The following is a 13,991-nucleotide window of genomic DNA, read 5'->3' as shown; positions in this document are numbered from 1 at the left end:
CCGCGGGTTTCGGAGACCCCGCCCTCTCTCCCTTGGCCACCACCTCCACCTTCGCCTTCACCCTCAACGGCGCCCCCGTGCGCATCGAGGGCCTGTCCCCCACCACCACCCTGCTCGACTGGCTGCGCTCCACCGGCCGCACCGGCAGCAAGCAGGGCTGCGCCGAGGGTGACTGCGGCGCCTGCACCGTCGCCGTGGTGGACCGCGACGCGGACGGGAAACCCACCTACCGCGCGATCAACAGCTGCATCGCCCTTCTCCCGATGTTTGCCGGCCGCGAGGTCGTCACCGTCGAGGGTCTCGCCACCGGCGACCACCTTCACCCGGTCCAGCAAGCCATGGTCGGCAACTACGGCTCCCAGTGCGGCTATTGCACGCCGGGCTTCGTCGTCTCGCTCTTCGAGGGTTACTACCGCAAGGGCTGCACCGGCCCCGCCGCGATCAACGATCAGGTCTGCGGCAACCTCTGCCGCTGCACCGGCTACCGCTCCATCCGCGATGCCGCGCTCGAGGCATATGATAGTCGTGGCCCGGGTCGGGAGACGCGTGCCACCTCCGACTCCTTTGCCGCCCGCCTCAAAAAGCCCGTCCCCGCCCCCGCCGCCCTCGACTATGCGGCCGGCGCCGACCGCTTCTTCCGCCCCACCACCCTCGCCGAGCTCTTCCGCCTCCGGAAAAAATTCCCCGCCGCCCGCCTCGTCGCCGGCGCCACCGAGATCGGCGTGGAGCTGAACAAGAAATTTAAGTCCTTTCCGCTCCTCATCTCCACCGAGGCCGTCGCCGAGCTCACGCGCATTCGCCGCACCCCGGCCGGCTGGCGCATCGGTGGCGCCGTGACCCTCACGGCCGTCGAGGAGAAGGTTGCCCCCCACAACCCGCCGCTCGCCCGGATGCTCCGCCTCTTCGCCGCCCGCCAGATCCGGAACCGCGCCACCCTCGGCGGCAACATCGCCACCGCCTCCCCCATCGGCGACAGCGCCCCCGTCCTCCTCGCCCTCGACGCCTCCCTCGTGCTCGCCACCGCGCGGCGCACCCGCACCGTGCCGCTCGCCGACTTCTTCACCGGCTACCGCCAGACCCTCCTGCAACCGGGCGAGGTCATCAAGGAGATCGTCCTGCCCAAATACGCCGCCGCCCGCGGCCGCCAGCGCCGCGCCGACTTCGTGAAGGTGTCGCACCGCACGGAACTCGACATCAGCATCGTGGCCGCCGCGTTCTGCGTGGATGTCGACAAAAAGGGCATCGTCCGCCACGCCCGCCTCGCGTACGGCGGCGTCGCCGAACGCCCGCGTCGCGCCCTGAAAACCGAAGCCCTCCTTCTCGGCAAAACCTTCGCCGAATCCGCCGATCTCGCCGCCGAAGCCCTCCGCGGCGAGTTCACCCCGATCGACGACGTCCGCAGCGGCGCCGCCTACCGGCGCGGGCTGGTCGTCTCCCTCTGGCAAAAATTCGTCTCCGGCGAACAGAGCCTCGTGCACGACCTGCCGCCCGACTATGCCTACCAGGGCGCCTGGCCGGTCGACGAGGCCACCAAGGCCCTGCGCCACGAAAGCGCCGCCGGCCACGTCACCGGCCGCGCCCTCTACGTGGACGACACCGCGCAGCGCCGCCCCATGCTGGACGTCTGGCCCGTGATGGCTCCGCACGCCCGCGCCAAAATTCTCCGCCGCGACATCTCCGCCGCGCTGAAAGCCCCGGGCGTCGTCGCCATCCTCCTCGCCGAGGACATCCCCGGCGAAAACAACACCGGGCCCGCCCGCCACGACGAACCGCTCCTCGCCCAGGACGAGGTGCTCTTCCACGGCCAGACCGTTGCCATCGTCGTCGGTGAATCCCCGCAGGCCTGCCGCGCGGCCGCCGCGCTGGTCCGGGTGGACTACGCCCCGCTGCCCGCCGTGCTTGGGCTCAAGGCCGCCGTCGCGGCGGATAGCTTCCACACCGACTGGCACGCACTCTCCCGCGGCGACTGCGCCGCGGCGCTGACCGCCGCCCCGCGCTCGTTCGAGGGCGAGTTCGAGTTCGGCGGCCAAGAACACTTCTACCTCGAAACCCAGGCCGCGTGGGCCGAGCCGGGCGAGGACGGCGCCGTGCTCATCAACTCCTCCACCCAGCACCCGTCCGAGATCCAGGCCATCGTGTCCGAGGTCCTCCACCTGCCCCGCCACAAGATCGTGGTCCAGGCCCCGCGCATGGGCGGCGGTTTCGGCGGCAAGGAAACCCAGGGCAACGCCATCGCCGCGATCGTCGCGCTGGCCGCCCGCAAAACCGGCCGGCCCGTGCGCTGGCAGCTCGACCGTGACCTCGACATGACGCTCACCGGCAAGCGTCATCCCTTCCACGCCAAGTTCCGGATCGGCCACGACGTCGACGGCCGCGTGCTCGCCGCCGACGTGACGCTGGTCGCCGACGGCGGCTGGTCGCTCGATCTCTCCCTGCCCATCGCCGACCGCGCCCTCTTCCACCTCGACAACGCCTACTACCTCCCGGCCGTGGCCTTCCGCAGCCGCGTGGCCAAGACCAACGTGACTTCCCACACCGCCTTCCGCGGCTTCGGCGGTCCGCAGGGCATGCTTGTGATCGAGGAGATCATGGATCGTGTCGCCCGCCGCACCGGCCTCGCGCCCGAGGTCGTGCGTGAACGCAATCTCTACCACGGCACCGGCGAGACCAACCGCACGCATTACCACGAGGATATCGGCGACAACCGCCTCCAGTCGCTGTGGCACCAGGCCCGGGAGAACGCCGGGTTCCCGGCCCGCCGCGCCGCGATCGCCGCGTGGAACGCCGCCCACCCCCGCATCAAGCGCGGCCTGGCGGTCACGCCGGTGAAATTCGGCATCAGTTTCACCCTCACCCACTACAACCAGGCCGGCGCGCTCGTTCATATCTACCATGACGGTTCCGTTCAGGTGAACCACGGTGGCACCGAGATGGGCCAGGGCCTCCACACCAAGATCCTCGGCATCGCCGCCCGCGAGCTCGGCCTGCCCGCGTCGGCCATCCGGATGATGACGACCAGCACCGACAAGGTGCCCAACACTTCCGCCACCGCCGCCTCCAGCGGCGCCGACCTCAACGGCATGGCCGTCGCCGCCGCCTGCACCACCCTTCGCGAGCGCCTGGCCCCCGTGGCCGCGGCTCTGCTGGGCACTTCGCCCGACCAGATTGAATTCTTCCAAGGCGACGTCCGCGCGAAGCATTCAGGCCAGGCCCTCCCCTTCGCCCAGGTCTGTGCCAAGGCCTACACCGAGCGCGTCAGCCTCTCCGCCACCGGCTTCTACAAAACCCCCGGTATCCACTGGGACTGGAAAACCGCCACCGGCCGCCCCTTCCACTACTTCGCCTGCGGCATGGCCGTGGCCGAGGTCGAGGTCGATGGCTACACCGGTATGCAACGCGTGCGCCGCGTCGATATCGTGCACGACGTCGGCGACTCCCTGAACCCCGGCGTCGACCGCGGCCAGATCGAGGGCGGCTTCGTGCAGGGCATGGGCTGGCTCACGAGCGAGGAATTAAAGTGGGACACCAAGGGCCGCCTCCTCACGCACAGCGCCAGCACCTACCAGATCCCCGACATCAGCGACGCGCCCATGGAGTTCAACGTCACGCTGATGCCCAAGGCGTCCCAACCGAACACGATTCACGGCAGCAAGGCCGTCGGCGAACCGCCGCTCATGCTCGCCATCGCCGTCCGCGAGGCCATCCGCGACGCCGTGTCCGCCTTCGGTGGCACCGGCGAGGTCCCCCTTGCCTCCCCCGCCACCGGCGAGGCCATCTACGCCGCGATCCAGGCGCGACAGCAACTGTAGGGCGGGGTCGCCGAACCCCGCCTCGAACGGCGGCATTCGGTGATGCCACCCTACAACTTCAATCTATCCCGCTCCTTGAGCAACTGCCCCGCGATGCTGATCGCAATCTCCCGCGGGTCGTTGCTCCCGAAAGGCAATCCGACTGGACAATAAAACTGTTTCGCCCGCTCCGGCGGCAGGCCGTCGGCGATCATCTCGCGGCGCAGGACCTCCGCCTTGGCGTCGCTGCCGATCACGCCGACGAAGGGAAACGTCCGCTCCGCCAGCGCGCGCTGCAACACCGGTCGGTCGCTGGCGTGGCCCTTGGTCAGGCACAGCAGAAAAGCATGGTCGGGCATCGTCGGCACCAGCTCCCTCGGCTCGTCGGTCTGGATGAGGCGCAGGTTGTGCGCCCGCGGCAGCCGGTCGAGCCACTCGCGCCGCGGATCCACCACCGTGAGGGCACACGCCAGGGGCGCCAGCACCGGCACCAGCGCCTGCACGACGTGCCCGGCACCGAAGATCCAGATCGGCCACGCCGCGCCCGCGCCGCCGGCGAGGTGCGGCTCCAGGTAGAATTTCACCGAGCCGCCGCAGGTCATGCCGACATCGGTCCGGAGGGTCCAGGTTACGAAACGCGGTCCGCTTTCCCCCGCGGCCAGCATCTCCTGCGCGAGCGCGAGCGCCTTGGCCTCGACCTTGCCCCCGCCCACCGTGCCGGCATGCAGGCCGGTAGCGGTCACGAGCATCTTGGCCCCCGTGTCCTGCGGCGTGCTGCCCAGGGCCTCGACGAGGATCACCAGCACGCACCCCGTGCCGCCGCGCTCGAGCGCGAGCAGTTCCTCATAGAGCGTGCCCGGATTCATGTCCGGTGATAAACACGCCGAAGCGCCGCCGAGTCAAACCGGCACGCAAAAGGTGGAACCTGGCCTCCGGACAGGTTTGCTCCCGAACTCGTGAAGCCCTGTCCAGTGACCGGGCACCCCCTCACTTCAACGCCTGATAGATCGTCACCTTGAACCGCTGGTTCAAATTGCTGCCGCCCGTCGGGGTGAGCTGGCACATCAGCAGGCCCACCAGCTTCTCCTGCGGATCGACGACATACTGCGGGAAATACGCGCTGCCCCAGCCATAGGCGCCCACGCCCACCAGCTCGCCCTGCGCGCCCGGATCCTCGTTCACCCAGAAACCGAGGCCGAAGGCCTTCGTGTCCCAGCCGAAGAGATTGCCCGTGTGGTTCACGTGCATCAGCGCCACCGTCCGTGGGCTCAGCAGCCGCACGCCGTCCAGCTCGCCCCCGTTGAGCAACATCTGCAGGAAGCGCCCGTAGTCGGACGCCGTCGAATACAGGCCGGCGCCACCCGAGAACAGCTTGCGCGGGCCGTTGATGAAATCCGTGCGCGCCGAGTCCTCCTTCCGGACCAGCTTGTCGCCCTCCCGGCCATATACGACCGCCAGGCGGGCCGCCTTCTCCGGCGGGAGATAGAAGCCCGTGTCCGGCATCCGCAGCGGTTTCAGGATCCTCTCCTCGAAGAACCGGTCCAACGGCATGCCCGACACCACCTCGACGAGATGCCCGAGCAGGTCCGTGCCGTAGCCGTAATTGAAGGCCTCGCCGGGCTGGGCCGACAACGGCAGCGTGGCCAGGCGCTTCATCGCCTCGCCGATCGTCTCGTCGTGGTCCAGCAGGTACCAGCCGTGCAGCTTCGCCTTCTTGTAATCCTCGATCGCCGCAAAATCACCGTAGCTCAGCCCCGCAGTGTGCGTCATGAGATCCCGGATCGTGATCGCCCGTTTGGCCGGGACCGTCACGTATTTGACGTCCGCCGGCGAGCCTGCGGGCGGCGCCACGGCCACCACGGACTTCGCAAACTCCGGGATGAACTTGCCCACCGGGTCGTTGAGCATGAACCGGCCCTCCTCATAGAGCATCAGCGCCGCGACGGTTGTCACCGCCTTGCTCATCGAGGCGATGCGGAAGATCGAGTCGGTCCGCATCGGCACGGCATTTTCCACGTCGTGGGCGCCGTAGGCCTTGAGCACGACATCCTGCCCGTCGCGCTTCACGATCATGACCGCCCCGGCCAGGCGCTGTCCGTCGATCTCGGTTTGGATGACGGCATCCAGCCGCTTCAGCCGCTCGGGGTCGAAGCCGTGCGCCGCCGGATCGGCCGCCCGGGCCAGGCCCAGCAAGGCGATGAAAACAAAGGCAGGAGCAAGCAGTCGGGGGATTTTCATGGGGTAAAGGGGTATCGGAAAACAGCTGAAGATGAAACACCGAGACACAGAAAACACAGAGCCAAGCTGAATCCAATAGCGTCTTTCTCTGTGTCCTCTGTGCCTCCGTGGTTCATAAAGTTCGTATCAGTGCGGAAGCTCAACCATTCGCCGCCGCGTTCCGCCGCCGGAAGTAATCCAGCAGGACCGCCGCGATGATGATACCGCCAGTGACGATCTCCTGCACCCAGTTGGACAGGCCCAGCTTCGTGCAGCCATTGGCCACCACGCTCATGATCAGCGCCCCGACCAGGGTCCCGATGATCGTCCCCTGCCCGCCCGCCAGACTGGCGCCGCCGATGACCACGGCCGCGATGATGTTGAGCTCGAGACCGACCGCCGTCGTCGGATCGCCACCCGTGAGATAGGCAAACTGCAGCACCGCCCCCAGCCCGGCGAAGGCGCCGCCCAGGATATAAACCAAGAGTTTCACCCGCTCGACCGGCACGCCGCACAGGCGCGCGGTCAGCTCATTCGACCCGACCGCAAACACATGGCGGCCAAAGCGCGTATACCGCAGCAGCAGCGCCACCAGCACGGCGAACCCGAGCATCAGCCAAACGCCCGACGGCAGGCCGCCGCGGCTCCCCAGCTGCATCAGGTCGTTCAGCCAGGTCTCGTCGGGGTAGACGGGTTGCTCGTTCGCCAGTCCTTTGGCCGCGCCCCGCAAGGCGCCCATCATGCCGAGGGTAACGACAAATGGCAGCAACCGCAGCCGCGTGATCAGCAGGCCGGACAACGCCCCGCAGACCGCAGACGCCCCGACGCCGCCCAGGGCCGCCACGAGGGGGGAATACCCTTCCTGCAGGAGCAATGCGATGACCACTGTCCCCAGCGCGATGATCGAGCCGACCGAGAGATCGATGCCACCCGCGATGATGACCAGCGTCATGCCCAGCGCGGCGATGCCGATCACGGCCGTCTGCTGGAGGATGATGGCAAAGTTGTCCGGCGTGACAAAGGTGTCGAACCGCAGCGCGGCAAACAGCCCGCACACCGCGATCAACCCGACCAGCGGCGCAAAAGCCGTGAGCACGTGGCGCAACCAGGTGGTTTTGGCGGAAACTGGAAGGGTGTCAGACATTGAGGGGAAGAGTGGAAATCGTGAAATCGGGCATCGTGAAATCTAGAATCTTGAAAATGGATGAAAGGAGCGGGAACTGCCGCCGGATTGGAAATTTTTGATTTCAGATTCCTGATTTTCAGTTTTCTCGATTTCAGGCCTTCACGCTGCCGTCCCCGTCGCTGCCAGCATGATGCTGTGCTCCGTGCACTCCGCCACCGGCCGCGCCGGGCCGAGCACGCCGCGGCACATGACCGCGATGCGATCGCAGGTGCCGAGCAACTCGGGCAGGTAGCTGCTGACCATGAGCACGGCCTTGCCGGACCCGGCCAGCTCGTCGATCAGGCGGTAGATGTTCTGCTTCGCCCCGATATCCACGCCGCGCGTGGGCTCGTCGAGCAGGAGGACGTCGGCCCCGTTGCGCAGCAGGCGGCCGAGGGCGATCTTCTGCTGGTTGCCGCCCGAGAGATTGCCGATGGCCTGCGCCGGTCCGGCGCAGCGCACGCCCAGCTTCTCGATCCACCCGCGGGTCTCCGTCGCGAGGGCCGCGGGACGAATGAAGGGATCCAGCCGCGGCAGCGTGAGGTTGTGCTCCAGGCTGAGATTCAGTGCGAGACCTTCACGCTTGCGATCCTCGCTCAACAGCCCGAGCCCCTGTCGCCAGCGCCAGAGCGGCGAGGCCGGTCCGGCGTGGACCCCCACGCGCACCGTGCCCGCCCGCACCGCGTCGAGGGCGAAGATCGTCCGCAACAGCTCGCTGCGCCCCGCGCCGACCAGGCCGGCGAGACCCAGCACCTCACCTCGCCGCAGCTGCAGCGAGGCGGAGACCGGCTTGACCGGTCCGGCCAGACCAGTGACCTCCAGCGCCACCTCCCCCGTCGGCCGCACCGAACGGGTGTAAAGTTCGTTCACCTGCCGGCCCACCATGAGCTGGGCGACGCGGTCCATGGTGGTCTCCGCCGTGCGTCCCGTGGCCACACTCTGGCCGTCGCGCAAGACGGTGTAGCGGTCGGACAACGCCGCCACCTCCTCGAGGAAGTGCGAGATGTAGATGACCGACCGGCCCTGCGCCCGCAGGCGGCGGACGAGGCCGAAGAGTTTTTCGACATCGGCGTGCGTGAGGCTGCTCGTGGGTTCGTCCAGGACGAGAACCCGGCAGCCCAGCGCCAGCGCCCGGGCAATCTCGACCAGCTGTTGCTCGGCGATGCTGAGTGAGCCGGCGGGGACGTGCAGGGGGATGTCGGGCCGGCCTAACTCCGCCAGCGCCGCCCCCGCGAGGCGGCGGGACTCGGCGTGACGCACCAAACCGCCGCGACCCGGCTCGGCGCCAAGGACGATGTTCTCGGCCACGCTTAGGTGCGGGGCGATGGCGAGCTCCTGGTTCACCATCACCACCCCTGCGCGGCGGGCCTGCAGCGGACCGGCCGGCGCGAAGGCCGCGCCTGCCAGCTGCATCGTGCCGGCATCCGCCGCAATGGCGCCGGAAAGGATCTTCATCAGCGTGCTCTTGCCCGCCCCGTTCTCCCCCACCACCGCGTGCACCTCTCCCGGGAGAACTTCCAGGCTGACCCCATCCAACGCCACCGTCGCGCCAAAGCGCTTCCTGATCCCGGAGAGCTGGAGGATGGGAGACATCAGGGGGTGAACCACAGAGACACAGAGGGCACGGAGAAATACCCCTGGTCTGGGTTCGGCTCTGTGTCCTCAGTGCCTCCGTGGTTCATTGATAAAATTCCTTACTTCCCCACGACCGCCTCGACCTCGGGCGTGTTGCGGTTTTCCTTCGTCACGAGCACGCAGCCCGTGTCGACCGTGGCCTCCACCTTTTCCCCGCGCAGGTGCTTCACCGCCGTGGCCACGCCGAGGTAACCCATGCGAGTCGGGTTCTGGGCTACGAGCGCCTGGACCTGGCCGCGCTCGAGGGCGGTGAGCAGGAAGGGCGAGGTGTCGAAGCCCACGAAGGTCTTCTTCCCCGCCAGGCCGGTCTGGCGCAGCGCCAACAGCATGCCCTGGGTGGAGGACTCGTTGGGACAGAAGAGGCCGTCAGCCTCCCGGATCTTGTCGATGAGGTTCATGGCGGCATCCTGCGCGGAGCTGATGGTGGCGCCGGCATAGCGGTTCTCGACGATGAGGGTGATGCCGGGGTGCTGCTTGATCACGGACAGGAACCCGGCCTCGCGCTCGGCCGTACTGGCGGAGCCCTCGGCGTAGCGCAAGAGCACGACCTTGCCCTTGCCGCCGAGCAGGCGGACCAGCTCCGTGCCGCCGATCTCGCCGCCACGGAAATTGTTCGTGGCGACATAGCTCAGGAAATCCTTCCCCACCTCACCCTTGAGCGCCGAGTCGAAGATCACCACCGGGATCTTGCGGTCGGCGGCGCTCTTCACCGGGGTGCGCAGGGCGGTGTCGTCGAGCGGGGCGAGCACGATGGCATCCACGCCGGAGGACACGAACTGCTGGACGACGCCAATCTGCTGGGCCCGGTCGTCCTCCTTTAGCGGGCCCTTCCACAGGATTTCGACCCCGAACTCAGCCCCGGCCTGCCGGGCGCCGGCTTCGACGGATTTCCAAAAGCTGTGGGTCGTGCCCTTGGGGATGACGGCAATTTTCTCATTGGCGGAAAAGGCCGTCAGGGGAATCAGGGCAAGAAGGCAAAGGGCGTGGGGTAGTTTCATCATGGGGTTGGGGTAATTGATTATTATGTCATCCTGAGCCAAGCGAAGGATCCAGGGCTCTCTAGGTGGGCGGTGAGCTTGCTCACGCCACGATCACCTTGCGGCGTTCGTGGCGCCAGCAAGCTGGCCGCCCACCTCCCGGATCCTTGGCTGCCTTCAGGATAACAATGGGGGAAGTCATGCATCGCTCGCAACTTTCAGGTCTCAAGTCTCAGTTTTCAGGTTTCAGGTCTCAGGTCCGGCTTCAAACCGGCTCGAGGGCGACGGGGTTGGTCAGGGCGCCGATCTGCTCAATCTCGATCGTCACCGAGTCGCCCGGGCGCAGCCAGCGGGGCAGCGGTTTGGTCGCCATGCCGACGCCCTGCGGGGTGCCGGTGAGTATGACCGTGCCGGGGACGAGGGTCGTGCTGCCGCTGAGGTACTCGATGATGGCCGGCACGTCGAAGATCATGTCGGCGGTGTTCGAGCCCTGGACGCGCACGCCGCTGAGTGTCGTGGAAATCGCCAGGGCGTTGGGGTTCGGAATCTCGTCAGTCGTCACCAAGCGCGGCCCGAGCGGGGCGAAGGTGTCGAAAAACTTGCCGCGGCACCACTGGCCGCCGCCCAGCTTGATCTGGTGGTCGCGGGCCGAGACATCGTTGGCGCAGGTGTAACCCAGGACGTAATCCAGGGCCGTCGCGCGGGTGACGTTCTTGCAGGCCTTGCCGATGACCACCGCGAGCTCGCATTCGTAATCCACCTCGTCGCTGCGCAGGTGCTGCGGGATCAGGATCGGGTCGCCCGGGTGCTGGAGCGTGTTGATGCCCTTCACAAAGAGGATGGGCCGCTCGGGGATCTTGGCCTTGGTCTCCTCGGCGTGCTGCCGGTAGTTGAGGCCGATGCAGAGGATCTGTGCCGGCACCACGGGGGCGAGGAGCTTGCGCACATCGGCCCGATCGGTGGTAACACGGGGGCCGGCGTAGATGTCACCCTCGAGGCGCAGGGCGGAGCCGTCGGGTTGCTCGGAGCCGTAATGCGCCCGGCCGGCGGAATCGAGGTAGCGGATGATTTTCATGAAAGGGAGGGGGGTTGAGCCACGGATTCTTTGGTTAGCTGGTCTTGCGCAGCTTCTGCCACACCGCCCCGTGGGGATAGGTGTGCTCGGCGAGAGACGCGGGTTTCATCGTGATGCTGGTGCCGGCGGCGAGCGGCGCCTGATAACGCCCGCCCTTCACGACACACGGATCGAGGAAGTGTTCGTGCAGATGGTCCACATACTCCGTGGTGCGCTGCTCCAGCGAGCCGCTCACGCAGATGTAGTCGAAGATCGACTCGTGCTGCACGTATTCGCAAAGGCCGACCCCGCCGGCGTGCGGGCACACGGGAATGCCGAACTTCGCCGCGAGCAAGAGCACGGCCACGACCTCGTTCACGCCGCCGAGGCGGCAGGAGTCAATCTGGCAGAAGGCGATGGCGCGGGCTTGGAGGAGTTGCTTGAAGATGACACGGTTCTGGCAGTGCTCGCCGGTGGCGACGCCGATGCCGAGTGGCTCCAGCGCGCGGGCGATGGCGGCATGGCCGAGAACGTCGTCGGGCGAGGTCGGCTCCTCGATCCACAGCGGGCGGAACGGGGCGAGGGCCTTGGTCCACTCGATCGCGACGCCAACATCCCAGCGCTGGTTGGCGTCGATCATGAACCCGCGTTCCGGGCCGATGGCCTCGCGGAAGATGGCGGCGCGGCGCAGGTCGTCAGCCCGGTCGGCGCCGACCTTCATCTTGAAATGGGTGAAGCCCTCCGCGATGCCCTCGGCGCAGAGCCGGCGGATCTTCTCGTCGGGATAACCAAGCCAGCCGGCCGAGGTCGTGTAGGCGGGATAGCCGTCCCGGCGCATCTCGGCCTCGCGGGCGGCGCGCGTCGGTGCCAGCCGCTCCAGCATGGCGAGGGCCTCCTCCGGAGTGAGGGCGTCGGTCAGGTAACGCCAATCCACCAGTTCCACGATCTGAGCGGGGGAGAGATCGGAGAGCAGTTTCCAGAGCGGCTTGCCCTCGAGCTTGGCCCATAGGTCCCACAGCGCGTTGACCACCGCGGCGGTGGCGAGGTGGATCACGCCCTTCTCGGGCCCGATCCAGCGGAGCTGCGAGTCGCCGGTGAGGTGTTTCCAAAAGGCGCCCGGGGCCGAGGTGAAGGCCGCCACCGGCTGCCCCACGACCAACGGGCGCAGGGCCTCGATTGCCACGGCAACGATGTCGTTGCCGCGACCGATGGTGAAGGTGAGGCCATGGCCCTCCACGCCGTCGACCCGGTCAGTCGTGAGCACGACGTAGGCCGCGGAGTAATCCGGGTCGGGATTCATCGCGTCCGAACCGTCCAGCGAGAGCGAGGTGGGAAACCGCACGTCCAGGACGCGCAAGCCGGTGATGATGCCAGAATGAGTCAAAGGATGGATGGGTTGAACCGCAGAGGTCACAGAGCAAGGCCGGGGCTAAACCACGCTAGGCACTGAAGTGTCTTGATCATGGCTGGGGTCGTTTTATCGGGCTCGGATATTTTCCGTGTAAAATAGTGATCGGGTGATCCGTCTCTGTGTCCTCTGTGTCTCTGTGGTTAAGCCTTCCGGTTACTTTCCCGCCGACCAGCCGCCGTCGATGAGGAGGTTGGAGCCCGTGACCATCGCCGATACATCCGCAGCGAGGTAGAGGGCCGCGGCGGCAATCTCGTCGGGCTGCGCCATGCGGCCGTTGAGCTGCGTCGAGGCCATCTCGCGGTAGGCCTTCTCGGGGTCGGGATACTCAGCGAGGCGCGAGCGCACAAAGGGGGTCTCGACCCGGCCCGGACAAATGGCGTTGAACCGCACCCCCGTGTGCGAGTGGTCGAGGGCAAGCGCCTTGGTCAGGCCGACGACGGCGTGCTTGGTCACGGTGTACGCGAGGCGGTCGCGCACGGCCAGGACGCCGCCGATGGAGGCGAGGTTGATCACGCTGCCGCGGCGGCGCGTGAGCATGCCGGGGACGAAGGCTTTGCAGAGGTTGAACGGCCCGCGGACGTTGACCGCATGCAGCCGGTCGAGATCCGTGGCGGCGGTCTCGAGGAGGCTCCCCACGTGGCCGATGCCGGCGTTGTTCACCAGGATGTCGAGCGGGGGCAGGCGCAGGGCCAGGGCCGCGGCGGCCGCGGCGTCACTGACGTCCAGCTCGGCAAAATCGGCCTGGCCACCTTCCTCCCGGATCGCGTCGACCTCGCCGCGACCGGCCAGCGCGTCGCGATCCACGATCCAGACAAACGCGCCCTGTCGGGCAAAGAGACGGGCGATGGCGCGGCCGATCCCGGAACCACCGCCGGTCACGAGCGCGATCTTGTTGGTGAGGGTAAACATGGGGGGGTCAGTCCAGCCGGTAGACGCGGGTGGCGTTGCCGTGGAATAGGGCGGCCCGGTCGGCCGGGCACAAATGGGAAACCAAGCCGCGCGCCGTGTCGAGCCAGCGCACGTACGATCCGGCGAGTTTCACGACGGGCCAGTCGCCGCCGAAGAGCAGGCGGCCGGGGCCGAAGACCTCCAGCGCGTGCGCCACATAGGGGTGCAGGTCGGTCGCCTGCCATACCACCGGGTCGGCCTCGGTGATCAGGCCGGATAGCTTGCAGTCCACATTCGGCAACGCCGCCAGCTGGCGCAGGTGCGCCCGCCAGGGGTCGAGCCGGCCGGCCCGGATGCCGGGCTTGCCGAAATGGTCGAGGATGAAGTGGGTTTCCGGACAGGCCCGCACCAACCGGACGACCGCCGGCAACTGGTGATGGAAGCAGCACACGTCGAAGCTCAGGCCGGCCGCCCCGACCGCCTGCACGCCGGCGATGAATGCCGGCCGGGCGCAGAAATCCGGGTCGGGCTCGTGCTGGATGAGGTGGCGCACGCCGCGCACCCGTGGGTGGCGCTTGAGCTCCGCCAGGGCGGCGACGGTGGCGGGCCCCTCGTTGACCGCGCACTTGGCCACGATGGCCGCGATGCGCGGCTCGCTCGCGGCCAGGCGCTCAACCCAGTCCACCTCCTCGCGCCACGGCGCGCCACATTCGACAAATACGATCTTTTCGGGCGCATCCGCCCCCGCCTCGGCGACCATCTCCGCCGGCGTATGCCGGCCCGCAATCGACGGCACCTCCTCCAGCCACGGATACGGCAGGACGGCCCGGTCCCAAAAATGCATGTGTGCGTCGAT

10 protein-coding genes are annotated in these 13,991 nt (G+C 67.7%); 1 reads left to right on the top strand and 9 read right to left on the bottom strand.

Features of this window, described 5'->3' with window-relative positions; all coding sequences use genetic code 11:
* Window positions 1–32: 32 nt before the first annotated feature.
* Entirely contained in the window at window positions 33–3,809 is a 3,777-nt protein-coding gene (gene xdhB / locus Verru16B_RS06680) for a xanthine dehydrogenase molybdopterin binding subunit (protein WP_069961551.1), read from the top strand.
* 50 nt (window positions 3,810–3,859) lie between these two features.
* Here the strand turns inward: xdhB and xdhC are convergent, their stop codons facing one another.
* The 9 genes from xdhC to Verru16B_RS06635 all read right to left on the bottom strand — a co-directional run bounded on the left by xdhC (window position 3,860) and on the right by Verru16B_RS06635 (window position 13,979).
* Window positions 3,860–4,654 (bottom strand): xanthine dehydrogenase accessory protein XdhC, encoded by a 795-nt coding sequence (gene xdhC, locus Verru16B_RS06675; RefSeq protein ID WP_069961550.1) that lies wholly within the window; start codon window positions 4,652–4,654, stop codon window positions 3,860–3,862.
* Between the two features lie 121 nt (window positions 4,655–4,775).
* Window positions 4,776–6,026, bottom strand: a complete 1,251-nt coding sequence (locus tag Verru16B_RS06670; RefSeq protein WP_069961549.1) for a serine hydrolase domain-containing protein — start codon at window positions 6,024–6,026, stop codon at window positions 4,776–4,778.
* A gap of 139 nt (window positions 6,027–6,165) precedes the next feature.
* Window positions 6,166–7,149, bottom strand: coding sequence for an ABC transporter permease (locus Verru16B_RS06665; RefSeq protein WP_069961548.1), 984 nt, complete (start codon window positions 7,147–7,149; stop codon window positions 6,166–6,168).
* Between the two features lie 141 nt (window positions 7,150–7,290).
* Window positions 7,291–8,763, bottom strand: coding sequence for a sugar ABC transporter ATP-binding protein (locus tag Verru16B_RS06660; RefSeq protein WP_179947405.1), 1,473 nt, complete (start codon window positions 8,761–8,763; stop codon window positions 7,291–7,293).
* A gap of 101 nt (window positions 8,764–8,864) precedes the next feature.
* Window positions 8,865–9,806 carry an ABC transporter substrate-binding protein gene (locus tag Verru16B_RS06655; protein WP_237023480.1) on the bottom strand — a complete coding sequence of 314 codons (942 nt, stop codon included), beginning with the start codon at window positions 9,804–9,806 and terminating at the stop codon, window positions 8,865–8,867.
* A gap of 241 nt (window positions 9,807–10,047) precedes the next feature.
* Window positions 10,048–10,857, bottom strand: coding sequence for a fumarylacetoacetate hydrolase family protein (locus Verru16B_RS06650; RefSeq protein ID WP_069961547.1), 810 nt, complete (start codon window positions 10,855–10,857; stop codon window positions 10,048–10,050).
* A gap of 34 nt (window positions 10,858–10,891) precedes the next feature.
* Entirely contained in the window at window positions 10,892–12,193 is a 1,302-nt protein-coding gene (locus tag Verru16B_RS06645) for an L-fuconate dehydratase (RefSeq protein ID WP_218918817.1), read from the bottom strand.
* A gap of 207 nt (window positions 12,194–12,400) precedes the next feature.
* The gene (locus tag Verru16B_RS06640) at window positions 12,401–13,156 is read right to left on the bottom strand and encodes an SDR family NAD(P)-dependent oxidoreductase (RefSeq protein ID WP_069961546.1); all 756 of its coding nucleotides are present in this window, start codon (window positions 13,154–13,156) and stop codon (window positions 12,401–12,403) included.
* Window positions 13,157–13,163: 7 nt separating this feature from the next.
* Window positions 13,164–13,979, bottom strand: a complete 816-nt coding sequence (locus Verru16B_RS06635) for an amidohydrolase family protein (RefSeq protein WP_157772289.1) — start codon at window positions 13,977–13,979, stop codon at window positions 13,164–13,166.
* Window positions 13,980–13,991 lie beyond the last annotated feature (12 nt).

The organism is Lacunisphaera limnophila (assembly GCF_001746835.1).
GTDB lineage: Bacteria > Verrucomicrobiota > Verrucomicrobiia > Opitutales > Opitutaceae > Lacunisphaera > Lacunisphaera limnophila.
Note: the sequence above shows the minus strand (reverse complement) of the source record. Positions and strands in the feature narration are given on the sequence as shown.